We start from the raw sequence: 24,563 nt of genomic DNA, 5'->3' as shown, positions 1-24,563 counted from the left end.
AGATTTAAAATGTGAATACGTCTGTAAACTTAAACCAACTCCAACACTGTAGCCATAGCGGGGCCGCCACCCGCGCATAAAGAGGCAACCCCGTAACGGCCCCCCCGGCGCCGCATTTCATACAGAAGAGTTACTATGATGCGTACCCCGGTACACCCTACCGGATGGCCCAGAGCGATACCCGAACCGTTGGCATTAACCCTCTCCAGGTCAAGCTTAAGCTCACGATTAACTGCCAGGAACTGAACAGCGAAGGCTTCGTTTATTTCGAAGTAGTCGACATCTTTAAGCTCCACCCCGGCATACCTTAAGGCCTTAGGAATGGCATAAACTGGACCGATCCCCATTATCGCGGGCTCCACACCATAGGAAGCAGTAGCCAATATTCTGGCCAACGGCTTTGCTCCCAGTTCCCGCACTTTTGTCTCCGACATAAGGACAAGGGCCGCCGCCCCATCATTGATGCCACTCGCGTTACCCGCTGTTACCGTTCCATTCTCTTTAAACACCGGCTTCAACCTGGCGAGGCTCTCCAAGCTAGTATCCGGCCGCGGGTGTTCATCCGTATCCACCAATGTTGCTCCTTTTTTAGTCTTAACCTCCACCGGCGCGATTTCCTCTTTAAATTTACCCTCCTTGATGGCCGCTACTGCCCGCTGATGGCTTAGTACAGCAAGCTCATCCTGCTCTTGCCGCGTTATACCATATCTTTCGGCCAGGTTCTCGGCGGTAACTCCCATGTGATAGCCGTGGAAAGCGTCATGGAGGGCATCATATAGAAGCGCATCTTCCACGTTGGCCGTTCCCATGCGGTAGCCGGTGCGCACTCCCATGAGCAAATGGGGCACCTGGGACATACTTTCCATTCCTACAGCCAGCGCCACATGGGTTATCCCCAGCATAATTTGCTGCGCAGCTATTTCCACAGCTCGCATGGAGGAACAGCACTGTTGGTCCACCGTTACCGCCGCCACTTCTACAGGTATACCGCATTTTAGCTGTACCTGCCGCGCCGGGTTACCTTTCACCCCTTCTTTATAGACCATTCCCGCAACTACGTCTTCCACCTGCTCCGGTTTGATGCCAGCCCGTTTAATGGCTTCTTGGGCCGCTATTGCACCCAAATCTACTGCTGAAACATCCTTGAGGCTGCCCAGGAAGTCACCAATGGGCGTACGAGCCGCGCCGACGATAAACACTTTTTCCACTGCCCAGTCGCCTCCTTTCCTCCTCCTTTTCTATTGCCCGCCGTACATAATATTTGAGCCGCTATTTCGAAGCGAGCTAGGGCGTTCTAAAAGCCGCTATTCGCTGTGCCAACCTCACCATATTACGGCCTAACTGACGGCATTCCCTAATTGCCAGCTCATCTTCCTCTACACTGCGTCTCCACAACACACGGCCACTCGTTTCCATGGCCTGAAACAGACTGCCCATCGCTCCACCATTATATACCTGCCCTATCGGTTCCCGGCTGGAGGCAAGTATCATACCGTGCATGGTGATAAAGCGTTCTAACACGACATGGGCCAGTTCTTGTCCGCCGTTACGCAGAGCTGCATTGGTAACCGCAGCACCTATCTTGCCGCTTAGCATGTTTTTGGTAAGATAAAGCCATCTCGTGCGGTCCATAAAAATCTTCATGAGTCCGCTGACGTTGGCGAAGTACACCGGAGATCCGAATACTATACCGTCAGCGTCCAGCAGTTTTTTACCCAGAAAGGCCATGTCGTCATCTGTTATGGAACATTCAGGTTTCTTAATGCAACTATTACATCCCAAACAGGGTTTTACATTATAATCTACCAGTTCTATTAGTTCCGTGTCGGCTCCCATTTCTTGCGCCCCTTCCAGCACTGCCGCTAGGAGGGACCCAGTATTCTTGGCCTTGCGGTGGCTACCGTTTATAGCCAATATTTTCACCATCTTAGGTACAGCACCCCCTCAGAGAGGCCGATAATGGTAGGGTGTCTCGATAAACCCTGTCCAAAGCAAGACCTACCTACGAGGAATATTCATAGAAGCCGCGGCCCGTCTTGCGGCCCAGGTAACCAGCCCGCACCATCTTGCGCAGCAAGGGGGCCGGCCGGTACTTATCCTCACCCAGTTCCCGATACAGGGTTTCCATAATGGCCAGGCAAACATCCAAACCGATCAGGTCAGCCAGGGCCAGCGGGCCCATAGGATGATTGGCTCCTGCCACCATCGCCGCATCGATATCGGAGGCGGAAGTGACGCCTTCTTCCAATAGAAAAATGGCTTCGTTGATCAAAGGAATCAAAAGTCGGTTTACTATAAAACCGGGGGCTTCCGGAATGACTACGGGCTTTTTCCCTAAGGCTAGTGCTACTTGGCGTACTGTTTCTACCGTTGAGTCGCTGGTCCTTAGACCCCTGATAATTTCTACCAACTGCATTACGGGAACCGGATTAAAAAAGTGCATTCCCACCACGAGTTCCGGCCGCCTGGTCGCCGATCCCATTTCCGTGATGCTCAAGGAAGAAGTATTACTAGCCAAAATCACTCCCGGGGGGCAAACCTCATCCAATTGGCGGAAGAGTTCTCGCTTGGCTTCCATATCTTCAGCGATAGCTTCTATCACCATGTCTGCCTCGGCAGCTAGGGCAACATCGCCTCCACTGCGGATACGCTTTAAAGCTTCTTCCGCTTCCCCTTCCGCCAATTTCCCCTTCTCCACCAGCTTGCGCAAATTGCCCTTTATCCCCTCATACCCCTTATCGGCCAACTCCTGGGATACGTCCAGTAGCGTCACCAGAAAGCCGGCTTGGGCCAGGACCTGGGCAATACCCCTGCCCATGGTCCCGGCGCCAATTACGGCCACGTGTTGCACGCCCATGGGGTTCCCTCCTCACTTCGTCAGCTCTTCCTCAGCTCAAATCATTAAGCCCCCGTCTACACCTAGCACCTGACCGTTGATATAGGACGCCTCATCCGAGGCCAGGAACAGGTAGGTCGCAGCTACGTCGGCAGGTACACCGAGCCTTCCTAGAGGGGTCTTGGACTTCATCATCTCCAGGATATTCTCCGGTACTTTGGCCGTCATGTCGGTAATGATAAAGCCGGGCGCTACGGCATTTACCCGAATACCTTTTCTGCCTAGTTCTTTAGCCCATGACTTGGTCATCCCTATGACTCCGGCCTTAGTCGCAGCGTAGTTGGTCTGTCCGATGTTACCGTAAACACCCACTACCGAGGAAGCGTTGAGGATAACTCCGGAACCTTGCTCTATCATAACGGGGGCCACCGCTTGGGTGCAGTTAAACACTCCCTTAAGGTTTACTGCAATCACTTTATCCCATTGGTCTTCCGTCATTTTAACCAGCAAAGCATCCGCTGTAATACCCGCATTGTTGATCAATATGTCTATCCTGCCGAACTCCGCTTTAACGGCGTCGACCATGGACTTAACGCTCGAGCGGTCCGTTACATCGACCTTGAAAAACCTCGCCTCAACCCCCATAGCCTTCAGTTCCTCTAGGGTTTTCTGACCGGTTTCCTCGTCAAAATCGCAAATAACCACCTTAGCCCCCTCCCGGGCAAAAAGCAGGGCTGTCTCCTTCCCGATACCCTTGGCTCCGCCTGTAATTATGGCTACTTTATCCTTAAGGCGCATAAGGTACTCCTCCTTTTTATGTCTGGTAAAAATTTTTAAACCGCTTCAACTACCGTGGCTACACCCATGCCACCGCCGATACACAAGGTAGCCAATCCGTAGCGGCTGCCCCTCTTCCGCATTTCGTGTAGGAGGGTAACCAATATTCTGGCTCCACTGGCCCCAATGGGATGCCCTAGGGCGATAGCACCGCCGTTCACGTTGGTCTTAGACAGGTCCAATTCCAATTCTCGAGCCACTGCCAGGGCCTGAGCAGCAAAAGCCTCATTGGCCTCCACCAGGTCCATGTCCGAGATGTTTAGGCCGGCCTGGCGAAGGGCACGCCGAGACGCCTCTACCGGACCGATGCCCATAATACTGGGATCCACCCCCGCCTTGCCCCAACCGCGAATCACTGCCAGAGGTTTAAGTCCCAAGCTTTCAGCCTTGGAGGCGGAAGCCAATACTAGGGCCGCCGCTCCGTCATTGATGCCCGAGGCATTGCCGGCTGTTACAGTTCCATCCTTTTTGAAAGCGGGTTTCAGCTTAGATAAAGCCTCTAAGCTAGTATCAAAGCGGGGAAACTCATCCTGTACGAATTCAATGGGTTCGCCTTTACGTTGGGGAACTTTAACAGGCACTATTTCCTCGCAAAAGCGCCCTTCCTTAATAGCTTTAGCCGCCCTCCTCTGGCTTTCCAAAGCAAAAAGATCCTGCTCTTCCCGGCTTATATTGTACCGCTCGGCTAAATTCTCAGCAGTAATACCCATATGGTAGTCGTTAAAAACATCCCACAGGCCATCCTTAATCATTAGGTCTACAGCCTTACCTTCGCCCATGCGCATACCCCAACGCGCCCCCGGCAAGGCGTAGGGGGCCTGGGACATATTTTCAATGCCGCCCGCCACTATAATATCAGCTTCGCCGGCCATAATCAGGGCAGCTGCCAAGTTCACAGCCCTAAGCCCCGAACCGCATACCATGTTTATGGTCATGGCCGGCACCTCTACTGGAATCCCGGCTTTTATAGCCGCTTGCCGCGCTGGATTCTGGCCTTGTCCCGCCTGCAATACATTGCCCAGGAGCACCTCACCCACTTCTGCGGGCTGTACCCCAGCTCTGGCCAAGGCCTGTTGTATGACTACAGCTCCTAATTCGGAGGCCGGAATATCTTTTAAACTACCTCCGAAGCTACCTATGGCGGTTCTCACCGCGCTTAGGATAACTACCTCTCGCATGGTTCTATTCCCTCCTTTTTTTGGCAGGCCTCATATTATTTTTGACTCCTTGTAGGCCACCCACCCCCTCTCCTCGTATTCTACAGACCGTGGGTTACCGGCAGGTTACATTCCCTTCCAGAACATTAACCGCGGCTATTTTTCAACCCCATAGGACTATCCCTGAAGATCCTGCTGTCCATCGTTTTTAGATCTTTATCTACAATAGGCACAAAGCCCATTTTGTCCAGCACGTCCTCCTGCAAATCAACACCTGGAGCTATTTCGGTAAGGTGGACGCCGTCCGAGCGCAGCTCAAAGACTGCTCTTTCCGTTACATACAGCACAGACTGGCCCTGCTCGCGGGCATATTCACCGCTAAAGGTTATTTGATCTACTGTCGGAACCAGCTTCTGGAACTTGCCTTCATTCACAATTTTTAGTTGCCCATCCTCCACCTTTACTTCCAGTCCACCAGCTGTGAAGGTGCCACAGAATATCACCTTCTTCGCATTCTGGGTAATGTTAATAAATCCGCCGCAGCCTACTATACGTGGCCCGAATTTCGAAACGTTAACGTTTCCCTGGCTATCCATCTGGGCCATGCCTAAAAAAGCGAGGTCCAGGCCTCCGCCGTCGTAAAAGTCAAACTGATAACATTGGTCAACGATGCACTCCGGATTACTACTAGCCCCAAAGCTCAAGCCACCGGCTGGTACTCCTCCTATAGGACCTGACTCCACCGTCAAGGTCATATAGTCACTCATGCCCTCTTCGGCCGCCACCGAGCCGATAGCTTCCGGAATACCAATACCCAAATTCACTATGGCGCCCTCGTACAGCTCGAATAGGGCCCTGCGCGCTATGACTTTCCGCTCATCCAGAGAGATAGGCGGTATTTGCGCCAAAGGTATCTTAACTTCTCCGCAGTAGGCAGGATTGTAGTCCTCGGCGTAGGTCTGCTGGTGGTTTTCGGGTTTAGCCACTACCACCACATCCACCAAAATGCCCGGGATCTTGACCAACCTGGGATCCAAGCTTCCCCCTTGAGCCACTCGTTCTACCTGTACTATCACTATGCCGCCGCAATTGCGCACAGCTTGGGCCATGGCTAGGGCATCTAGATATACCACTTCTTTTTCCATACTAATATTGCCCCGCTCATCGGCAGTGGTCCCCCGCAGGAAAGCTACGTTTACAGGCAGTGCCTTGTAGAAAAGCCGTTCCCGGCCGCCAATGGTAATTACCTCTACCAGATCCTCAATAGTTTTGCTATTGAGCTTGCCTCCCTCTACCCTAGGGTCCACAAAGGTCTTTAAGCCCACGTGGGTTATAACCCCCGGCCGCCCGCCAGCTATTTCTCGGAAAAGCTGCGATATTACCCCTTGGGGAAGATTGTATGCCTCTATTTTGTTCTCTACAGCCAGCTTGCCCAACTTGGGCGCCAGGTTCCAGTGCCCGCCAATGACTCGCTTGACCAAACCCTCATGGCCCAGGTGATTTAGACCACGCTCTTTGCCGTCGCCTTGCCCCGCAGCGTAAATCAAGGTTAAATGGCGTGGACTACCGGTGGCCAGAAACCTCTCTTCTAAGGCGGCGGTGAGTTCTTCGGGATGCCCGTTTCCCACGAAGCCGGCAAAGGCGATGGTGTCTCCATCTCGAACTAATTTAACCGCTTCCTGAGCAGTCAAAAACTTAGGTGCCACGACGATCATCCTCCTTAGCCACGACATTTTTTCGATAGGGAGCACCGTTGTTAAGCGGCGCCCCCTCCCTTTAGCCGGTACATGCAAAAGTGCAGGATCGAAGCTCTAAAAACAGGATTTATACGAACCCGATAACAGGCGCCAGGAGCGCCATTAGGAATCCTGTAGAAAAAGTAACTAAGGTGGCCACGATAAAAATATCTAGATAGGAGTCTTTATGGGTTAAACCACAAATAGCCAGGAGTGTAATGACCGCACCGTTATGGGGCAAAGTGTCGAAGCCGCTAGAGGCCATGGCCGCTATGCGGTGCAGCAATTCCGGATTAAGCCCGATGCTGGTGGCCCACTCCAGGTATTGCTTACCCATGGTCTCCAATGCTATGCTCATACCGCCGGAGGCCGAACCCGTAATCCCAGCCAGCACGTTTACCGTGAGCGCTTCAGATACCAGCGGCGTACCGCCCAACTTTACAGAAAGAAGAGCTTTCGCAATGGATGAGAAGCCGGATAGGGCGGCGATGGTGTTCCCATAGCCCACCTCAGAGGCTGTGTTCATAATTGCCAGAAGTGATCCTAACGTTCCTTGATTTAAACTATTAACATATTTATCCTTCATTGTTCTCCAGTTTAAGACAATCGCCAAAATTATGCCCACCACTAAGGCGGTTATAAGGGCCCAGGTAGGCGCCACCTGTGCTACAGGACTAGCCCCCGCAAAGGGTTTCATGATGTCCGGATTAAGGCCGCCATACACCTTAGTCAGAATAAAATTCAACACCAGTACCGCCAGAAGAGGTAGTACGGATACCCATGGATTGGGTAGACTATTCCCGTTGCCCACTTCCGGCTCGTTCTTGGTGTGAACGCCGTATCCCTCTCCAGCAGCCCAAGCTTTACGCTTCCGCCACTCAAGCCAAGCCACACCGGCAGCGAAGACAATAATCGTGTAGAGTATTCCAGTAACTGGCGCGGCATAGGCGTTAGTACCGAAATAGCGAGTCGGTATCATATTTTGGATTTGCGGAGTACCAGGAAGGGCGACCATGGTAAAGGTGAAAGACCCTAGGGCTATACAACCCGGAATAAGGCGTTTGGGTATCTGGGCCTCTCTAAATAAGGCGGCCGCAAAAGGATACACGGCAAAAGCTACCACGAAAAGGCTTACCCCGCCGTAAGTAAGAATAGCACATGCGAGAACCACCGATATGATGGCCTTTTCTTTACCTAGAGAAGTTATGACTGCATGCGCGATGGAACGGGCGGCACCCGAATCCTCCATAACTTTACCAAATACAGCACCCAGCATAAAAAGCGGGAAAAAGCTCTTAAAATACCCGGCAGCTTTGACCATGAAAAGCTCAGTATAAGCCGGCAAAGCATGAAGACCGCTGGCCGCTGCCGCCAGCAAGGCGAATACCGGAGCCATAAGGATAACCGACCATCCGCGATAAGCAAAATACATTAATAGGCCTAAGCTTAACAAAATCATTAAGATACTAAAAATTACCACTCATCACTCCTCCTTTTCTCTCTTTTCCGTTTCTTCTCGTTCCTCTTCCCTCGTACTTGGAATTCTAGCTCTCAATATCCGATAAACGAATCCCCCCTCTCGCGCCTTTCAGTTATTTTTCAAGTTCACTTCATTGTTTTTGCAAGTTTCGTGCCAACCGCCAAAACGTACTTCACTTTACCCGCGTTTTCCGGATTTCCGGAAAGACAAATCTTTCCTGGGTCTGCGCCCAGCTTAAAGCCAAAGTTTGAATCCTTTCCGGTTCCCCGGAATCTGCTTCCGGATATCCGGAATCACCGAAGTTTATACCGGGCCAGTTTCTCGTAAAAAGTGGACTTACCCACCCCCAGCAGACGAGCAGCCTGCAAGCAATCGCCCCGGGCCATACTCAAAGCTCGCTTTATAAGCTCCCGTTCGGTTTTAGCTACAGCCTCCCTTAATGTTGGTATACCGAAGTCTGACGAAGGACTTTCAAAAAGGTAGTGGGGGAGATGCTGGGGAAGAATTTCTTCACCCTCCACTAGATTTAAAGCCCGCTCCAAAGCGTTCTCCAGCTCCCGTACATTTCCAGGCCAATCGTGGCGCAAAAGAATTTCCATAGCCTCGTCGCTTATCTTCTTTTTACCGCATCCCAATAACTTCCCTAATTTTTCTAAAAAATAGTGGACCAATATTGGAATATCTTCTCGACGCTCCCGCAAAGGCGGGATTTCCAGCGTTATCACGTTCAGCCGGTAAAAAAGGTCCTCCCGAAAGTGCCCCTCACGGACTAGTTGCTCTAAGTTGCGGTGCGTAGCGGCAATGACGCGCACATCCACTTTAATCGGTTTGGTGCCACCTACCCTTTCGATTTCCTTCTCCTGCAGGGCGCGCAAGACCTTGGCCTGCATGTTCAAGGGCATATCCCCTATTTCATCCAAAAAAATAGTGCCCCCGTTGGCTTGCTCAAACTTTCCTGGTTTACCTCCCTTCCTGGCCCCGGTAAAAGCCCCCTCTTCGTAACCGAAAAGCTCTGACTCTAAAAGATTTTCCGGAATAGCCGCGCAGTTAACTTTTATAAAAGGCGCTGCGTAACGAGGAGAAGCATTGTGAATAGCGTGAGCGAAGAGTTCCTTGCCGGTTCCGCTTTCACCGCGCAGCAAAACCGTTGAATTAGTTAGAGCTATCTTGCCCACCATTCCCTTGAGCTCAACAATGGCCCGGCTGCGGCCGATGATGTTGTCCAGCGAATACCTGGCCCGCTGCTCACGGCGGCGCAATCTCCCTTTATAGTATTCCACCTCTTGTTTTAGCCTCTGAACTTGATTCCAAAGTTCTCCTATCTCGAAAATGTCACGAAACAAAACCTTCCCTACAGCTCCTATCACTTTATCGCCGGTACGAATAGGTATGCGGTCGCACACCATGTCGTGCCCCTTAATCCGCTGGATTTGCCTGATTTCGGCTTGACCCGTCTTTACTACAATATGCATACGCGTATTTTCAATAACTTCCGTTACGTGGCGACCGACGGCCTCTTCCCTGGTAATACCCAGGAAATCACAATAGGCCTGGTTAAACAACGTTATGAAGCCGTTCTCATCTACCACAATCGTGGGATCATAGCTGGTTTCCAGGATGGTAAAGAGTATGTCTTTCCATTGTTCAACGCTGGAAAGCTTCTCTTTTAGGTTTTTGCCCTCGGTTATATCCTGTAAAAGCAGCAAATATCCTTCAACTTCAGCCCCTTCGCCAAGTAAAGGTAACAAGCGCCAACGAAAGCATTTCTTCTGTATGCAGAAGCTTCCTTCTTTTATTTCCCTGCTCCATAGGGCTTCTTCCCAGGGAATATGAGAAGAAATAAAATCCGGCAAAGGCTTCCCCAACAAAAGCTGTTCCGGCTGGTCCAAAAATTTTTCCGCCGCCGGGTTGGTGGCAGCAACTTTTAGTTCATTGTCCAGTACAATAGCTCCTTCCGACACAAATTGCCAAAGAGATAAAAGGTACTTCTGAGCCATAAAAGGTCCTCTTCCACCTCCAGAATCTTCTGAGTCCTATTCTCTTATATATTTAATTTTAACTCAATCCACGCAATCCTTCAAAAGTACCCCTGAATCTCTTTAACTTGTGTAACCCAAAGGTAACTGGTCGGGCTATACTGTCTAAGTAGAAATTCGCCTAGCCCTTGGCACGAATCTTGCATGTAGTGTGGGAATAGAAATTGCCGCCTATACAACAAGGAGGAAAGTGCAATATGTCCTACAGCTTCGATGAAATTCAAATCGGCCAAAAGGCTAGCCTCAGCAAAACCATCACGGAGACGGATATTTACACTTTTGCAGGCATCACGGGCGACTTTAATCCTGTACACGTTGATGCTGAATTTGCCAAAAAAACTATTTTCGGGGAAAGGATTGCCCACGGCCTGTTGACTGCCGGCCTTGTTTCCGCCATTTTGGGCACCAAGCTCCCCGGCCCTAACAGCATCTATCTCAAACAGGTACTCGAGTTTACTGCTCCGGTGCGCATAGGCGATACCATAACAGCAGAAGTAGAAGTGCTGGAAAAAAAGCCGGAGAAAAAAATTCTGCGCTTGAAGACAACAGCTATCAACCAGAAAGGAGACACGGTTTTAAAAGGAGAAGCGGTAATTAAAAAAATGGATTCGTGAATGTGTTCGCAATTGCTAATTAACGTTCCTCTATTTTCCAGCCGCGCCACTTATTTTGGCTATTACCAAAGTTGAGGAAAGGAGAGAGATATCTCGATGGATTTAAATTTGACTAAATCTCAAAGAATGATCCGCCAGATGGTGCGGGAGTTCGCTGAAAAGGAAGTCGCACCTGGGGCGGCCGAACGGGATAGCACTGGCGAATTCCCCTGGGAAATAGTAAGAAAGATGGCCTGTTATAACATGTTGGGCATTCCCTTCCCCGAAGAATATGGCGGGGCTGGAGCCGATACTTTGAGTTACATTATCACTGTAGAAGAGCTGGCCCGAGTCTGTGCAGCCACGGCGGTCATTGTCTCGGCCCACACTTCCCTTTGCGCTCACCCCATCTACCAGTTCGGTACTGAAGAACAAAAGCAGCGCTTCCTAGTGCCTTTAGCCCAGGGAGAAAAATTAGGGGCTTTTGCGTTAACTGAGCCCAACGCGGGTACGGATGCCGCCTCTCTCCGCACAACCGCTGTACGCCGAGGGGCCTCCTACGTTTTAAACGGAAACAAAATCTTCATTACCAACGGCGGAGTAGCCGATATTTACATTGTTCTGGCCAAGACAGACCCTTCTAAGGGCACACGTGGTATTACCGCTTTTATAGTGGAAAAGGGTACACCGGGTTTTTTCTTTGGCAAAAAAGAAGATAAATTAGGCATTCGCGCTTCCAGTACTACAGAACTGATTTTCCAAGACTGCCATATTCCCGTAGAGAACCGTCTGGGAGAAGAAGGGGAAGGGTTTAAGATCGCCATGCAGACGCTGGATGGGGGGCGTATAGGTATCGCAGCTCAAGCTGTAGGCATAGCCCAAGGGTGTCTGGAGGCTTGTTTACGCTATGCCAAGGAGCGCGAGCAGTTCGGCAAACCCATCGGATCTTTCCAGGCCATACAGTGGATGTTGGCCGACATGGCTACCCAGATTGACGCGGCGCGCCTATTAACCTACCGTGCCGCCTGGCTCAAAGACAACAAGCAACCCTTCTCTAAAGAGGCGGCCATGGCCAAACTGTATGCTTCCGAAGTGGCCATGCAGCAAGCTGTGAAAGCCATTCAAATCCACGGAGGCTATGGCTATATGAAGGATTATCCTGTGGAGCGTTTCTTCCGGGACGCCAAGATCACGGAAATATATGAAGGAACTTCGGAAGTACAGCGCATGGTCATTGCTTCTCATCTCTTGCGATAGGGAGGAACGGGCAATGAGAATAATAGTTTGTATTAAGCAAGTGCCGGACACCACCGAAGTGCGTATAGACCCCCGTACCGGCACCCTGATACGAACCGGGGTACCCAGTATTATGAATCCCGAAGACCGCCATGCCTTGGAAGCGGCCCTGGCCATAAAGGACCAGTGCGGGGCCGAGGTAATTGTCCTTTCGATGGGTCCGCCCCAGGCAGAGGAAGCCCTTTTAGAAGCTTTAGCTATGGGGGCGGACCGGGCCATCCTGCTCACCGACCGCGCTTTTGCCGGTGCCGATACCGCAGCGACATCTTATACTCTAGCCCAGGCCATAAAGCAGTTTGGTTCCTATGACTTAGTCCTTACTGGCCGCCAGGCTATCGACGGGGATACCGCTCAGGTGGGACCCCAACTAGCCGAGCTGCTGGATATCCCCCAAGTTACCTACGTACAAAAAATAGAACTTCTACCTGACGGCACCACCTGCCGCCTGCAGCGCGCCCTTGAGCGGAGCTATGAGCTCGTGGAAACGCGTCTTCCCGCCCTGTTCACGGTTATAAAAGAGCTAAACACACCGCGCTATCCTTCTATTCGGGGGATTGTCCGCGCCTGCCGTCAAGGCGTCACCGTTTGGACAGCCAAGGATGTGCCGGTGGACTCGAACCTGATAGGTCTTAAAGGGTCTCCTACCCAGGTAAGACGTACCTTTGTCCCCGAGCACCGAAGAAACTGTGTAATGTTACAAGGCTCTTTGGAAGAAATTGGTGCGACCTTGATCAAGCACCTCAAGGAGCGGAGGCTTTTAAAGGTTCTCGTTGGATAGATTGTATTGAGGGGCTTAGGAAGTTTAAGGAGGCTTTGTAACATGCGTATAGATAGCGAACTATGTACAGGGTGTAAAGCCTGCCTACGGCACTGCCCCTTTGGGGCGATAGAAATCGTGGATAAAAAAGCCCGGATCAGGGAGAACTGTACTAACTGCGGCGCGTGCATTGATTCCTGTAAATTTGGCGCCATCCAGAAGGAAGAAGATGCGGGCCAAACGGCCCCCGAAGTCGAACCCCTCTCTGGGTCTTATGAGGGAATCTGGGTATTCGCTGAGCAGCACCAAGGCCGGCTGGCCGAGGTTGTACGGGAACTCTTGGGCGCGGCTCAAGATCTGGCCGCCCAGCGCCAAACTCAGGTGGCTGCTGCACTTTTAGGCCATGATGTGTCCTGGATGGTGGACGAGCTTTTTGCCTATGGTGCCGACCGCGTCTATCTGGTGGAACACCTTGAGCTGACTTCTTATCGGACCGAGCCTTATGCTCATGTGCTGGCCAAATTGGTTGAGGAATTCAAACCGGAAATTTTTCTCCTGGGAGCTACACCCCTGGGGCGTGATCTGGCTCCCCGGCTAGCCCGTCGCCTGGGCACCGGTCTTACTGCCGACTGCACCGAGCTGGCTATCGACCCGGAAGAAAAAATTCTCTTGCAAACACGTCCCGCCTTTGGCGGCAATCTTATGGCCACCATAGCCTGTCCTCACCACCGGCCGCAGATGGCCACTGTCCGGCCGGGAGTAATGCGCAAGAAAAAGCCAGATTACGGCCGTAGAGGGGAAGCCGTGAGGCGCTCTTACGAAATCCCTCCCCAGTGCTTGAGGACCAGAATTTTAGAAGTTATAGAACGAGCCAGGACCAAGGTAAATTTAGAAGAGGCCGAGATCATTATTGCTGGAGGACGCGGCCTAGGCGGGCCGGAGGGCTTTAAGAAGTTGGAAGAGGTAGCTAAGCTCCTGGGGGCTACTGTAGGGGCCTCGCGTGCCGCTGTGGACGCCGGCTGGATCAGCCGTGAGCATCAAGTGGGACAAACGGGCAAAACAGTGAAACCCAGGCTTTACATTGCCTGCGGGATATCCGGCGCCGTCCAGCACCTGGCGGGCATGCAAAATTCCGAGTGTATCGTAGCCATTAATACTGACCCTGAAGCCCCTATTTTTAAGGTGGCCGATTACGGCATTGTAGGTGATGTGCATCAGGTGTTACCCGTGCTGGTAGAAGAGCTAAAGTCTTTATAATAGTAAAAGTCACATGTTATCGAAACCGCCTCAGGTTTTGCACTTCCGCGTTTCCCCCTGAGGCGGTCTTGCTTTACCAGTCCTAAAGGTTTCCCTTTATAAGCCGCATTTCCCCTGCTTCCACTACATCTGTAGGTACGCCGTCTACACTGGACGGGATACGCTGGTGGGGTTTTAGCTGCTTTAAGGGTACTTTTTGGCTAACGTAAACAATTATGGCGGGGATGGATGTAGGTTTACCCCCTCGGGTTTTATATCCGTAGCCCACACCCACCACGTTATCCATCTTAAGCAGAGTATCCTGCCACTTGGCCAGGATAGCCGGTATATCTTTAAGCACAGCCATTTGCCTCGCTTCCCGCATCCCCTCGACTTGTACCAAAAATAAAGGAGCCCTGGGTTTCCCCACAGCTCCTTAAGGTTTGGCACCTATCTTGATATCTCCTTCTTCTCCTTCAACCATCAGTTCCACCGTATCGGTGAGTACATCGGTATAGCTAAAGGAAATGCGCCGTTCTGGGCTCTTCTGCTCTTCCAAGCGGATAATAAAGATGTTGGGGTAAGTTTTTTCCAGTATGCCAACCTTCTCTATAATTTTCTTACGCCCGCGGTTGGCCCGTAACTTGATTTTCTGGCCCACCCGAGCCTCCAGATCCTGCCTTATAGTAGCCAAAACTTCTTTGGCAGCCATAAAACCACCCCTTCCCGGCATACATATCATATTATACTATGCCGGGAACAAGGTGTCAAGATATTATTTCATTTTACTAAACCCCCCGGCAATCTGTCAAGGGTAGCCAACCCTATATTAAGGCTTTATTACGGTTTTATTATGATTTTATTAACGAAAGTCAGCTGTTTTTTAGATTTATCGATACTATTCTTCTTTCCTTGTCAAATTAAGAAGCTCCGAATAGGGAGAGGAAGGATAGCCTAAACGCAATTTCCCCCTGATCTCTACCCCACCTATGCTTCCCTCGCCAGTCACGGTTTCTTTAATTATATCATAGGGTCGCACAATTTCCTGGATAGAAGTATAGGCTATTCGTTCTACCACCAGAAGAGGATCGAAGGCATGAATTAAAATGCGGCTCGGCGAGCTGGCAAAGGTAGCTCCGGCCTCCAACAGAGCCTCATAGTGGGACTGGCAAGCCCCGGCAAAGATGATTAGATCGTCATGGCTGGGCCTCAGCCTGCGGGCTGCCCGGACGGCAGCCACAAAATCTTTGGAATGGCGGTAGCTGTCTAAACTGGTCTGGTCCTTTTTATCTTTAATTAAACCGTCATGGCCGGTCAAAACGAGGATATCAGGAGTGAATTTGGCCAGCAGCTCCGGTATTTTTTCCGCCTGTTCCCCTTCAGCTACAAAAAAGCCCGCCACCGGCAGGCGTAGCTGCTGGTAAGCATGTAAGCAACGGTGTAAATATTCTTCATCACCATCGACGTGCACTACCCTGCCGGGAAACTCAAAAAAATTTGTTTTGTCTCCTCCTTTAACTTCTCCTTCCCTTGTAAACTGTTCTTCCAGAGCCCCTGCGACATCTAACCTGGCCAGCATCATTTCCCGCTTCGCCTTCTGGCGCTCCCGGACACGACGAAAACAAGATTGGTACTTCTCTTCATCTCGATAACGATAGCGCACCACCTGTTCCGTCGGTTGAACTTCCAGATCTTCCAGGGGAGCATCAGCGCTCAAGCGTACATCTATTCCTCTTAAATGAGCAGTGGCTTTACCCTTATCGGTGACGGTAATGGCCTTAACCTTAAAAAAGATATCTTTCCCGTAAGATTTACGCGCCACAATGTCGCCCGGTTTGATCTCGGCCATACTCCCCCCTCCGTCGTTGGCCTATTATCAGTGTATGCGATGCAAAAGGGAGGGTTCTCGGCCGGAGGCAAATAGTTAACATAAAATGCCTGTCCTGCCAACTATTTTGCAATGACGTGCTTATCCGTTTCCAGGTATAATTTTATCAAGGCTGGCAGGCGGTAACCAAAAGTTAAAGGAGTTGATGGCCATTAGAAGAAAGAGAGTATACCTTCTTGCCAGTTATGTAGCAGCCTTCCTTTTATTCCTGCTCCTCTATTCCCGTACCGCGCAAGCCGCTACTTATACCGTACAACCGGGAGATACTCTCTTCCTGATCGGCCAGCGCTATAACATAAGTGCTTGGGAACTACAAACAATTAACGGCCTCCCCGATTCCTGGATTTACCCCGGCCAGGTTTTGTGGATTCCTGATAGCCCAGGTACTGTACATGTAGTTCGCCCCGGTGATACGCTCTTTTTAATCGGCCAGTGGTACGGGGTGCCCTATCAAGACATTGTGAGTGCTAACGGGTTATCCAGCCATTACATTTATCCCGGACAGGCCCTGTGGATCCCTACCGGTGGAAGATCCAGGACAACGCCTGCAGCTTCCCGGGGAGCAGGGATAAGTTATTCCGCCCAAGATGTAGATCTTTTAGCCCGTCTGGTTTATGCCGAAGCCCGCGGCGAACCTTATGCTGGCCAGGTTGCCGTAGCTGCTGTTGTCCTAAACAGGGTCCGTGACGGGCGCTTCCCTAATACTATTGCCGGTGTTATTTACGAACCGGACGCCTTTGAATCCGTCACCGACGGCCAATTCTGGCTACAGCCAGATGCTACAGCTTACCGCGCGGCCCGTGAGGCCCTTTCTGGAAGAGATCCCAGCGGAGGCGCGCTCTTTTTCTGGAACCCGGCCAGAGCCACCAGCCCCTGGGTATGGACACGGCAGATTATCACCGTAATCGGTAATCACGTTTTTGCCATTTGAAAATCGCACGCGGAATAAAGGAAGGCGACAACAGGAGAAATTTAGAACAGGAGCAATTTGCCAAAAAAAAGAGAAGGCCGGTAAAACATAAGGCAACCGGCCTTCTCCCTTTTGGATTTTCTCCTTATTTTATCCGCTTTTAGTATATTTATCAGCCACCTTGGAGGCGCCGCAGGAATAGGGTTTGATCTTGGCAGCAAAGCCGCTCCCGACGACCATGCCTACAACCTCCCGGATAAGCTCTTTGGTATCGCCGTTGGGGCCCACATCCAGATGTATTTCGACATTGAGTTCCGGGTGACCGTTGGCCGCCAGTTTTTGCGCCAGGAAACTGGCTGTTTCTAAGCTTAAAGCAGTCTCGTAAAAAATCTTTTGCCTTAAGGAGGTTATCTTGCGCTGATATTTTTTCCGATAGTAATAACGAGCTCCTTTACCCACCTGGTGGATAATTATGGCCGTTACAAAGCAAGTATTTAACCGCGCCTGGGAATCAGTCCCGATAATCACTTTATACTGGGCATCGGGAGTGGCTTCAATAAAGGCCATAATATCCTGAAACATCTCTTCTGCACTGAGACGGCCTTTGCTGGGACTGATGAAATACACTTTGTCACCTTCTTCCCATCTTTGCCTGCAAGGAACGGCTGAGGCGGACAAATTCCTCTAAAGATAAAGTCTCAGCGCGACGTAAAGGTGCAATACCTGCCTCACTCAAGGCAGCCTCCACCGGTTCACGCGCGCTGGTCAAGGTGCGCAAAGCATTGGCCAGAGTTTTCCGGCGCTGGGCAAAAGCTGCCCGGACCACGCGAAAGAAAAATTCCCTGTCCTCTATGTCCACAGGAGGCTGCGGGCGCACGACCAAGCGAACTACAGCCGAATCCACCTCGGGCCGAGGATAAAACACAGTCCGCGGCACTCTCATGATAATTTGGGGCTCGGCAAAATATTGAACGAACACAGTTAAAGTACCGTAATCCTTAACGCCCGGCCTGGCTACCAAGCGCTCGGCTACCTCTGCTTGGAGCATAACTACCAGGTATTGGATATTAAAGTTATTGCCCAGAAGGTGTAACAAAAGGGGCGAAGTAATACAATAGGGAAGGTTAGCCACTATCTTATAACCGGGCAACCTCCCCCTGTCCTCTACACCCAAAACTTCTCTTACCAGCTCGTCAAAATCCGTTTTTAAAGCGTCGCCTTCTACCAGGCGCACGTTTTCTATCCCTGTTACTATCTCTCGCAAAGCAGCCACCAGCCCTCGGTCTATCTCCAGTGCTATCACTAACCCTGCCCGCCGGGCTAATTCCTGGGTAAGAGCCCCCAAACCCGGCCCTATCTCTACCACTATATCCCTTGGCTTAAGCTCGGCTTTCTCCACAATCTTTCGCGCTATATTGGCATCTACAAGAAAATTCTGGCCTAAAGATTTACGGGGGCTCAGCCCCTTCGCCTTCATAAAGGATATAAGTTTGCCGGGGCTAGCTACGAAATTCACAACCTTCTCCCTCCACCAGTTTATTATACTACAAAAGCCCCGGTGTAAACAACTTGAACCTGGAAGGCGTCTTATCCCTTCTTTATTCTAGGACATAAACTTTAACCTGGCGAACCCCCCAACGGCGAGCAGCTTCTTCGGTATCCAGGAACACATCGATGCGTTCCCCCTGTATCCTACTGCCAACATCCTGGGCTATTCCGAAGCCATAACCTTCAATATAAAGCCTGCTGCCCAAAGGAATTACCTCCGGATCAACGGCTACAGTACCTACCCGGGGAATAGCCCCCGTAGCCGTCCGCCTGCCCGTATGGGTATAGGCAGTGGCTGTCGCCCAGAAAACACGCTTAAATCGGAAACTATGACCGCCGCGGGAAGCTTGGCTCAAAGCTCCCACCGCCACCACTTGCGGAACCGGAGCTTTCAGGACTTCCTGCTTGACAACCTCGCGTTTCACTTCCTGCCCGTCTTCGTATATTACCCTGTATTCGGTCCGTTGAAGCCCTTTTTGACCGCGCTGGATTATCCGGGTGATCCCCTTCTCCAATTCCGAGTCCTGACGGCGGACCACGCCATATGCCAGTTCTTCTTCTACAGTTTCCGTGCGAACCTCCACTCGGGTGACTTTAATAACGTCTCCTGCTGTAATGATTTTTTCCCGATCAGGTTCTACTCTGTCTTCAGGGCCAAGACGGATTCCGGCACGGGACAGAGCCTCCTGTACTGTCGTCGGCAGGAGGCGTATTAGCTTCTCCTGGCCGTCGGCCAGTATACGGACTTCTATTGCTCGCTTTACTTCGATGTACATACCCTTGCGCAAAGGGGTATTTAAAGGAGGTGTGACTTGATCCTCAGGATTTAGAGTCACTTTTTGCTCTTGTAATAGCTGTCCCACATCCCTGGCCCAGGTGCGCAAAACCTTCTCCTGCCCGTCTGCTGCCAGGGTAACTTTCTTCCAGGTGAAGGTAGTCACTCCCCATCCAGTGCCCACCAGCACAAGGACCAAAGCCCACAAAAATAAAAATAGGGAGCGGCGGCGTGAGCGCAATCTTTTCTCTTCTCGCCAGGCACTAATCCAACCGTCCAAAGGGCCACCTCCCAAGTTAAAAAAGTGGCTATTAGTATTTCGACACCTACGTAAATTTTTCCTGCCGCAGCTCCTGTCTATTTTTGGAAGATACTCCGCAGAAACCTTTACTCTAAAATATGCACCTTAACGCGACGGCGTCCCCACTGAATGGCTTCCTTTTCCGTGTCCATAAAAACATCAATGCGGTTACCCTTAATAAGACCCCCTGTATCTTGGGCCCAGGCGTAACCATAGCCTTCTACGTATAATCTGGTTCCCAGGGGAATTACGCGGGGATCCACAGCTACAATACCCCTATAAGGGTAGATACCGGTAGCGGTACGGTTACCGGTATGAGTATAAGCTGTAGCTATTACTTCCAAGGTTTTACCGGCCTGGGCTACCGCCGCTGCTGTTTCGGGCGTTCTGGTGCCGTAGGCTATTATTTTCGATTGAGGTTGCACCTCCACCCAGGTATCCAGCAGTTCCCGCTTTACCTCCTTGCCGTTTTCTTTGGTTATACGGTATTTATAGTAACGTATTCCTTCTTTCCCTTCCCGCACGACCTTCTGGACACCCCGCTCGAGCCTAAAATCTGCTTGACGCTCAACAGCATAAGGGATGGATTCTTGGCGCAATTCAATCTCCTGCTGTACTCTGAAAACCCGAAGGAAAAAATCGCCGTTGGTGCCACCCAGGTTGGTTTCTACCCGATCCTGGGGTCCCAAGGTGAGTCCGGTAGCAGAAAGCACCTGAGCCACCGTGGGTATCGGTACCCGGACCAGTCTCTCTTGTCCATCGGCCTCCACCCTCACGGGCAACGCCCGGTTCACGCTCACGGTTAAACCCGGCGTTATGGGCGTGGCCGGATCGGGAATGACCAGGTCCTCCGGCTGGACCCGGATGCCAGCTTCCTCCAGCGCACCGGCTACAGTCCAGCTCCGGGTGGCAAGCTTTATAAGGCGTCCATCTGCCTCAATTTGCACTTCTCGTGGAGCCCAGCCTATCGATACCAGGGCCCAAAGGCTTATGACCAGGCAGAGGCTGGCCCTCAAGGCCCGATATCGCAAGTTTCGCAGCAATTCTTTCACTCCTTTTTAAAGGTACTACTTAATTTTCTCCCTAGGGATAATTTTTGCCATATAATTCTCAATTTAAACTCCCCATAAAAAAAGCCATGGTAGCACTTTTAAAAGTGCCGCCATGGCTTCCTGCCAGCTTCAAGTTTATCCCCAATGATCGCTATAGTCTGAAGAGGGCTTTAGCGTTGGCTGCGGTGGTCTCGATTATCTCTTCCACCGTTACACCCCGGATAGTGGCCACTGCTTCGGCTACTAGACGAATGTTAGCCGGTTCATTGCGCTGCCCGCGATGAGGTTCCGGGGTGAGATAAGGGGCATCCGTCTCTATCAGAAGCCGATCCAGCGGGATCCTGGTTACCAGTTCCCTGAGCCTTACAGCATTTTTAAAAGTCACCGGACCGGCGAAGGAAATATAAAAGCCCAGGTCCAGGCATTGGCGGGCCGTTTCCCAGCTGCCGGAAAAACAGTGCATCACGCCCCCCGGCAGCTCATCAGCTTCCTCTCGTAAAACGCGCAATATGTCCTGGTGGGCCTCGCGATTGTGAACTATAACCGGAAGGTTTAGCTGCCTGGCCAGTTTCAGGTGCCAGCGGAAGACTTCTTCTTGTTTTTTCCTGGGCGACAAATTCCGGTAGTAATCTAGCCCTGTCTCACCTATGGCTACCACCTGGCGATCCAGAGCCAGACCCCTTAAGACACGCGCACTTTCTTCATCGAAGGTAGCGGCATCATGGGGGTGAACGGCTACCGCCGCCTTCAAAAACGGCCAGTTATGGGCCTGAACTACTGCCTCCCGCGAAGATTTGATATCATATCCCACATTTATGACTACAGCCACCCCCGCCTTTTGCAATCTGTCCATTACCTCCGGCAAGTCGTGGCTAAAAGCGGGATCGTTTAAGTGGGCATGCGAATCTATTAGATTTAAGCTCATCCCCGGTTCCTCTCTTTATCTTATCGCACTTTAGCCCCCGAGGGAATATCCCGGTCAGGGGTGATGAGACTCAAGTTATCGCCCTCTACAGCCGCCAGCACCATGCCCTGGGAAACGATCCCGCGCAATTTGGCCGGCTTTAAGTTGGCTACCAGGATTACTTTTTTACCTATCAGTTCCTGGGGCTGGTAATGGCGCGCAATACCCGCTACTACCGTCCGCCTCTCTCCTCCCAGGTCTACTTCCAGCTTGAGGAGCTTATCGGCTTGAGGAACCTTCTCGGCGGCTACTATTTCAGCCACTTTAAGCTGCAAGCGAGAAAATTCCTCTAGGGTTATCTCGGGGACCTGTTCTTCCAGGCTTTCCCGGTCTTGCTTGTGGTGGTCTTCCTCATCAGCCGGCCACTCCACTCGCGGGAAGAGAGGTGCTCCTCGCTTTACCCGGCTGCCCGCCGGTAGGCCTCCCCACTGGCTCAAGCTATCCCAGGTATGGGCAAAGGAAGCATCCTGGATGCCCAGTTGTTCCCAAACCCTGGGCGGAACCCCCGGCATAAAGGGCGCACACATAACAGTCGCCTGGCGGACGGCCTCCGCCAGGTTATAGAGGACTGTCTGCAGGCGGGGCTTCTTGGCAGGGTCGCGGGCCAGGGCCCACGGCGCCGTCTCCTCAATATATTTGTTAGCCCGGTTTATCAGCTGCCAAATGGCGCTTAAAGCCCGGGCAAATTCAAAACGCTCCAGGGCCTCATCCACCTCTACCGGAATACGGGCCGCCAGTTCTTTTAGCTCCCGATCCACAGGCTCTTCCCCGGCCGGAGCAGGTATTAGACCGTCACAAAACTTCTCGATCATGGATACGGTGCGGTTTACAAGATTGCCGTAATCATTAGCCAGGTCAGTGTTCAGACGGTGGACCAGAGCTTCTTCTGAATAATACCCGTCGCCGCCATAGGGCATCTCCCGTAAGAGGAAATAGCGGATGGCATCCGAGCCATAACGGTCGATAAGAACCATGGGGTCCACTACGTTGCCCTTGGACTTGGACATTTTGCCCCCCTCCACCAGCAGCCACCCATGACCAAAGACCTTCCGAGGCGGTTCTATGCCTGCGGCCATAAGGATGGTAGGCCAGATGATGGTATGGAAGCGCACAATATCCTTGCCTACCAGGTGGACGGCCGCCGGCCAATATTTGCGAAAGAGGCTATCATCCTCGGTGCCGTAGCCCAAAGCCGAGATGTAGTTGGTCAGGGCATCGAACCAAACGTATATAACGTGCTTGGGATCCAGGGGTACAGGGATGCCCCAGTCAAAGGTGGTCCGGGAGACACAGAGATCCTCCAGGCCGCCTTTAATAAAGTTTATCATCTCGTTCCGCCGGGAAGCCGGCTGGATAAAATCGGGGTGTTCTTCAATATATTTAAGAAGCTGGTCGGCATACTTGCTCATGCGGAAGAAATAGCTCTCCTCCCGGAGAAGCTCCACCGGCCGTCCGCAGTCAGGGCAATTCCCATCTTTTAACTGGCGTTCTGTCCAGAAGGTTTCACAGGGTGTGCAGTACCAACCCTCATACTCTGATTTGTAGATGTCACCCTTTTCGTAAATCTTCCGGAATAACTCCTGCACCACCCTTTTATGCCGTTCTTCGGTGGTACGGATAAAATCGTTGTAGGAAATATCCAACCGGCGCCATAGCTCCTTAAAAGTGGCTACGATGCGGTCCACATAGGCCAGAGGCTCCAGCCCTTCTTCTCGAGCCTTGCGCTGTATCTTCTGGCCGTGCTCATCAGAACCGGTAAGAAAATAGACATCGTACCCCCGCATTCTCTTGTATCTAGCCAGGGTGTCGGCCATGGTCGTAGTAAGGGCATGGCCAATGTGGAGTTTGTCGCTAGGATAATAGATTGGGGTCGTGACGTAAAAAACTTTGTCCCCCATTAAAGGCCGTCCCCTTTCTGCAAATTCAGGAGTATTATATTAAAAAACTCAGCAATATGTCAAGTTTTACCTAAAAAGGGTCAAAATAGCCGATTTTTAAACCTTATTCGATTTTACTAGAACTGGAAAAGGTGGTATCATATAGCTCAGATGTCGAACTGTGTAGAAAAGGGGGAGGAGAATCTTGCTTAAATCTACTGGTGTCGTCCGCAAAGTGGACGAGCTGGGCCGCATTGTTATTCCCATCGAATTGCGGCGCACTCTAGGTATTGAAGAAAAAGACGCCCTGGAAATCTACGTGGATCAGGAAAAAATTATCCTCAAAAAGTACGAGCCGGCCTGCGTTTTCTGCGGCAATGCGGAGAACGTTACCAATTTCCGGGGCAAAAATGTGTGCCGCGATTGCGCCATGGCTATGAGCTCTATAGCTGTTTAGGGCTCTCCAAGCAAGCTTGGTAAATTTCGCGACGAGGGCGACCGTAAAATCTGGCTACCTCAGCGAGAGCCTCCTTGCGCGGTCGCCCTGCCTTTTCGAGGGCTGCCACCAGAATAGCTGCCTCCTCCGGTATAAAGAGGGGTTTAAGGCGGACAGCACCTTTCACCACGAGGGTTATCTCTCCCCGCGGGACTTCCTCTTTAAAATGCTGCAGGGCCTCCTTCAGGCTCCCGCGGAAGACCGTTTCAAACTTCTTAGTTAACTCCCGGGTTACCGCTAATTTACGTTCCCCGCCAAAGATCTCCACCATATCCTCTAAAGTGTCCAGCAGCCGGTGGGGTGCCTCAAAGATGACCAACGTTCTTTCTTCCTCGGCTAACTCGGTGAGCCTTTCCCTTCGCTCGGAGGGTTTACGCGGCAAAAAGCCTTCAAAGACAAATCGCCCCGTCGGCAAACCCGACACCGCCAGGGCTACAATTACGGCGCTAGGACCGGGCACGGCTACTACCTCTATCCCTGCTTCTACTGCTTCCCTTACCAGCTCTTCTCCCGGATCGGCGATGCCGGGCATACCTGCATCCGTTACCAGGGCTATCTTCTTTCCCTCCTTCAGCAGCTTGAGCAGGAGCGGTCCTTTTTTTTGCAGGTTATGCTGGTGATAACTGGTAAGAGGAGTATGGATGTCATAATGGGCGAGCAATTCGCGCGTGCGGCGGGTATCCTCAGCAGCAATGAGGTCGGCTTCCTTCAGGACTCTGAGGGCTCTTAGAGTAATATCTTCTAGGTTCCCCAGGGGAGTGCCAACTAAAAAAAGGCAGCCCACCACC

At 51.6% G+C, this 24,563-nt stretch carries 24 protein-coding genes; 6 read left to right on the top strand and 18 right to left on the bottom strand.

Annotated features, from left to right (window positions below):
• Window positions 1-29: 29 nt before the first annotated feature.
• The 8 genes from AC1BI1_RS08415 to AC1BI1_RS08380 all read right to left on the bottom strand — a co-directional run bounded on the left by AC1BI1_RS08415 (window position 30) and on the right by AC1BI1_RS08380 (window position 10,043).
• Window positions 30-1,208, bottom strand: a complete 1,179-nt coding sequence (locus tag AC1BI1_RS08415) for a thiolase family protein (RefSeq protein ID WP_476716836.1) — start codon at window positions 1,206-1,208, stop codon at window positions 30-32.
• Between the two features lie 76 nt (window positions 1,209-1,284).
• Window positions 1,285-1,926 carry a flavodoxin family protein gene (locus tag AC1BI1_RS08410; RefSeq protein ID WP_476716835.1) on the bottom strand — a complete coding sequence of 214 codons (642 nt, stop codon included), beginning with the start codon at window positions 1,924-1,926 and terminating at the stop codon, window positions 1,285-1,287.
• A 76-nt stretch (window positions 1,927-2,002) separates the two neighbouring features.
• Window positions 2,003-2,851 (bottom strand): 3-hydroxyacyl-CoA dehydrogenase family protein, encoded by an 849-nt coding sequence (locus tag AC1BI1_RS08405; RefSeq protein WP_476716847.1) that lies wholly within the window; start codon window positions 2,849-2,851, stop codon window positions 2,003-2,005.
• 42 nt (window positions 2,852-2,893) lie between these two features.
• Window positions 2,894-3,634: a 3-oxoacyl-ACP reductase FabG gene (gene fabG, locus AC1BI1_RS08400; protein ID WP_476716834.1), complete on the bottom strand. Its 741-nt coding sequence runs from the start codon at window positions 3,632-3,634 to the stop codon at window positions 2,894-2,896.
• Window positions 3,635-3,669: 35 nt separating this feature from the next.
• A complete protein-coding gene (locus AC1BI1_RS08395) occupies window positions 3,670-4,851 on the bottom strand; it encodes an acetyl-CoA C-acetyltransferase (protein ID WP_476716833.1) in 1,182 nt (393 codons plus the stop codon).
• A gap of 125 nt (window positions 4,852-4,976) precedes the next feature.
• The gene (locus AC1BI1_RS08390; protein WP_476716832.1) at window positions 4,977-6,536 is read right to left on the bottom strand and encodes an acyl CoA:acetate/3-ketoacid CoA transferase; all 1,560 of its coding nucleotides are present in this window, start codon (window positions 6,534-6,536) and stop codon (window positions 4,977-4,979) included.
• Between the two features lie 118 nt (window positions 6,537-6,654).
• Window positions 6,655-8,025, bottom strand: coding sequence for a GntP family permease (locus tag AC1BI1_RS08385; RefSeq protein ID WP_476716846.1), 1,371 nt, complete (start codon window positions 8,023-8,025; stop codon window positions 6,655-6,657).
• 314 nt (window positions 8,026-8,339) lie between these two features.
• The gene (locus AC1BI1_RS08380; RefSeq protein WP_476716831.1) at window positions 8,340-10,043 is read right to left on the bottom strand and encodes a sigma 54-interacting transcriptional regulator; all 1,704 of its coding nucleotides are present in this window, start codon (window positions 10,041-10,043) and stop codon (window positions 8,340-8,342) included.
• Between the two features lie 236 nt (window positions 10,044-10,279).
• On the opposite strand from AC1BI1_RS08380, the gene AC1BI1_RS08375 reads away from it, so the two are divergent.
• From AC1BI1_RS08375 to AC1BI1_RS08360, 4 genes are all read left to right on the top strand, one after another.
• Window positions 10,280-10,696 (top strand): MaoC family dehydratase, encoded by a 417-nt coding sequence (locus AC1BI1_RS08375; RefSeq protein WP_476716830.1) that lies wholly within the window; start codon window positions 10,280-10,282, stop codon window positions 10,694-10,696.
• A gap of 96 nt (window positions 10,697-10,792) precedes the next feature.
• Window positions 10,793-11,932, top strand: a complete 1,140-nt coding sequence (locus tag AC1BI1_RS08370; RefSeq protein WP_476716829.1) for an acyl-CoA dehydrogenase — start codon at window positions 10,793-10,795, stop codon at window positions 11,930-11,932.
• A 13-nt stretch (window positions 11,933-11,945) separates the two neighbouring features.
• A complete protein-coding gene (locus AC1BI1_RS08365) occupies window positions 11,946-12,749 on the top strand; it encodes an electron transfer flavoprotein subunit beta/FixA family protein (RefSeq protein ID WP_476716828.1) in 804 nt (267 codons plus the stop codon).
• Between the two features lie 42 nt (window positions 12,750-12,791).
• Window positions 12,792-13,985 (top strand): FAD-binding protein, encoded by a 1,194-nt coding sequence (locus tag AC1BI1_RS08360; RefSeq protein ID WP_476716827.1) that lies wholly within the window; start codon window positions 12,792-12,794, stop codon window positions 13,983-13,985.
• Between the two features lie 82 nt (window positions 13,986-14,067).
• Here AC1BI1_RS08360 and AC1BI1_RS08355 read toward each other — a convergent pair whose 3' ends face one another.
• The 3 genes from AC1BI1_RS08355 to yabG form a co-directional block, all read right to left on the bottom strand.
• Window positions 14,068-14,331: a hypothetical protein gene (locus AC1BI1_RS08355; RefSeq protein ID WP_476716826.1), complete on the bottom strand. Its 264-nt coding sequence runs from the start codon at window positions 14,329-14,331 to the stop codon at window positions 14,068-14,070.
• A 69-nt stretch (window positions 14,332-14,400) separates the two neighbouring features.
• Window positions 14,401-14,676, bottom strand: coding sequence for a Veg family protein (locus tag AC1BI1_RS08350; protein WP_476716825.1), 276 nt, complete (start codon window positions 14,674-14,676; stop codon window positions 14,401-14,403).
• Window positions 14,677-14,862: 186 nt separating this feature from the next.
• The gene (gene yabG, locus AC1BI1_RS08345; protein ID WP_476716824.1) at window positions 14,863-15,813 is read right to left on the bottom strand and encodes a sporulation peptidase YabG; all 951 of its coding nucleotides are present in this window, start codon (window positions 15,811-15,813) and stop codon (window positions 14,863-14,865) included.
• A 184-nt stretch (window positions 15,814-15,997) separates the two neighbouring features.
• Between yabG and AC1BI1_RS08340 the strand changes: the two genes are divergently transcribed.
• Complete coding sequence (locus AC1BI1_RS08340; RefSeq protein ID WP_476716823.1) at window positions 15,998-16,783, top strand: cell wall hydrolase; 786 nt, start codon at window positions 15,998-16,000, stop codon at window positions 16,781-16,783.
• Between the two features lie 129 nt (window positions 16,784-16,912).
• On the opposite strand, the gene AC1BI1_RS08335 is transcribed toward AC1BI1_RS08340, so the two are convergent.
• The 6 genes from AC1BI1_RS08335 to metG all read right to left on the bottom strand — a co-directional run bounded on the left by AC1BI1_RS08335 (window position 16,913) and on the right by metG (window position 23,300).
• Window positions 16,913-17,389 carry a ribonuclease H-like YkuK family protein gene (locus tag AC1BI1_RS08335; protein ID WP_476716822.1) on the bottom strand — a complete coding sequence of 159 codons (477 nt, stop codon included), beginning with the start codon at window positions 17,387-17,389 and terminating at the stop codon, window positions 16,913-16,915.
• A 4-nt stretch (window positions 17,390-17,393) separates the two neighbouring features.
• The gene (rsmA, locus tag AC1BI1_RS08330; RefSeq protein ID WP_476716821.1) at window positions 17,394-18,278 is read right to left on the bottom strand and encodes a 16S rRNA (adenine(1518)-N(6)/adenine(1519)-N(6))-dimethyltransferase RsmA; all 885 of its coding nucleotides are present in this window, start codon (window positions 18,276-18,278) and stop codon (window positions 17,394-17,396) included.
• 82 nt (window positions 18,279-18,360) lie between these two features.
• Window positions 18,361-19,365, bottom strand: coding sequence for a ubiquitin-like domain-containing protein (locus AC1BI1_RS08325; RefSeq protein ID WP_476716820.1), 1,005 nt, complete (start codon window positions 19,363-19,365; stop codon window positions 18,361-18,363).
• Window positions 19,366-19,472: 107 nt separating this feature from the next.
• Complete coding sequence (locus AC1BI1_RS08320; protein WP_476716819.1) at window positions 19,473-20,429, bottom strand: 3D domain-containing protein; 957 nt, start codon at window positions 20,427-20,429, stop codon at window positions 19,473-19,475.
• A gap of 160 nt (window positions 20,430-20,589) precedes the next feature.
• On the bottom strand, window positions 20,590-21,363 hold the full coding sequence (locus AC1BI1_RS08315) for a TatD family hydrolase (protein ID WP_476716818.1): 774 nt from the start codon (window positions 21,361-21,363) through the stop codon (window positions 20,590-20,592).
• Between the two features lie 20 nt (window positions 21,364-21,383).
• Window positions 21,384-23,300 carry a methionine--tRNA ligase gene (metG, locus tag AC1BI1_RS08310; RefSeq protein WP_476716817.1) on the bottom strand — a complete coding sequence of 639 codons (1,917 nt, stop codon included), beginning with the start codon at window positions 23,298-23,300 and terminating at the stop codon, window positions 21,384-21,386.
• 181 nt (window positions 23,301-23,481) lie between these two features.
• On the opposite strand from metG, the gene AC1BI1_RS08305 reads away from it, so the two are divergent.
• Window positions 23,482-23,736 carry an AbrB/MazE/SpoVT family DNA-binding domain-containing protein gene (locus tag AC1BI1_RS08305; protein ID WP_476716845.1) on the top strand — a complete coding sequence of 85 codons (255 nt, stop codon included), beginning with the start codon at window positions 23,482-23,484 and terminating at the stop codon, window positions 23,734-23,736.
• On the opposite strand, the gene rsmI is transcribed toward AC1BI1_RS08305, so the two are convergent.
• The gene (gene rsmI, locus AC1BI1_RS08300; RefSeq protein WP_476716816.1) at window positions 23,723-24,559 is read right to left on the bottom strand and encodes a 16S rRNA (cytidine(1402)-2'-O)-methyltransferase; all 837 of its coding nucleotides are present in this window, start codon (window positions 24,557-24,559) and stop codon (window positions 23,723-23,725) included. The two genes, AC1BI1_RS08305 and rsmI, sit on opposite strands and share 14 nt — an antisense overlap.
• Window positions 24,560-24,563: the final 4 nt, after the last annotated feature.

This window comes from Thermanaeromonas sp. DSM 22490 (assembly GCF_056378755.1).
This window is presented reverse-complemented; position numbering and strand designations above follow the sequence as displayed.

Bases quoted from the DNA above. Each gene is read 5' to 3' on its own strand.
- AC1BI1_RS08365 (WP_476716828.1), top strand. From the start codon at position 11,946: ATGAGAATAATAGTTTGTATTAAGCAAGTGCCGGACACCACCGAAGTG.
- AC1BI1_RS08315 (WP_476716818.1), bottom strand. From the start codon at position 21,363: ATGAGCTTAAATCTAATAGATTCGCATGCCCACTTAAACGATCCCGCT.
- AC1BI1_RS08380 (WP_476716831.1), bottom strand. From the start codon at position 10,043: ATGGCTCAGAAGTACCTTTTATCTCTTTGGCAATTTGTGTCGGAAGGA.
- AC1BI1_RS08410 (WP_476716835.1), bottom strand. From the start codon at position 1,926: ATGGTGAAAATATTGGCTATAAACGGTAGCCACCGCAAGGCCAAGAAT.
- yabG (WP_476716824.1), bottom strand. From the start codon at position 15,813: ATGGCCGAGATCAAACCGGGCGACATTGTGGCGCGTAAATCTTACGGG.
- AC1BI1_RS08370 (WP_476716829.1), top strand. From the start codon at position 10,793: ATGGATTTAAATTTGACTAAATCTCAAAGAATGATCCGCCAGATGGTG.
- AC1BI1_RS08350 (WP_476716825.1), bottom strand. From the start codon at position 14,676: ATGGCTGCCAAAGAAGTTTTGGCTACTATAAGGCAGGATCTGGAGGCT.
- AC1BI1_RS08375 (WP_476716830.1), top strand. From the start codon at position 10,280: ATGTCCTACAGCTTCGATGAAATTCAAATCGGCCAAAAGGCTAGCCTC.
- AC1BI1_RS08385 (WP_476716846.1), bottom strand. From the start codon at position 8,025: ATGATTTTGTTAAGCTTAGGCCTATTAATGTATTTTGCTTATCGCGGA.
- AC1BI1_RS08355 (WP_476716826.1), bottom strand. From the start codon at position 14,331: ATGGCTGTGCTTAAAGATATACCGGCTATCCTGGCCAAGTGGCAGGAT.
- fabG (WP_476716834.1), bottom strand. From the start codon at position 3,634: ATGCGCCTTAAGGATAAAGTAGCCATAATTACAGGCGGAGCCAAGGGT.
- AC1BI1_RS08395 (WP_476716833.1), bottom strand. From the start codon at position 4,851: ATGCGAGAGGTAGTTATCCTAAGCGCGGTGAGAACCGCCATAGGTAGC.
- metG (WP_476716817.1), bottom strand. From the start codon at position 23,300: ATGGGGGACAAAGTTTTTTACGTCACGACCCCAATCTATTATCCTAGC.
- AC1BI1_RS08360 (WP_476716827.1), top strand. From the start codon at position 12,792: ATGCGTATAGATAGCGAACTATGTACAGGGTGTAAAGCCTGCCTACGG.
- AC1BI1_RS08340 (WP_476716823.1), top strand. From the start codon at position 15,998: ATGGCCATTAGAAGAAAGAGAGTATACCTTCTTGCCAGTTATGTAGCA.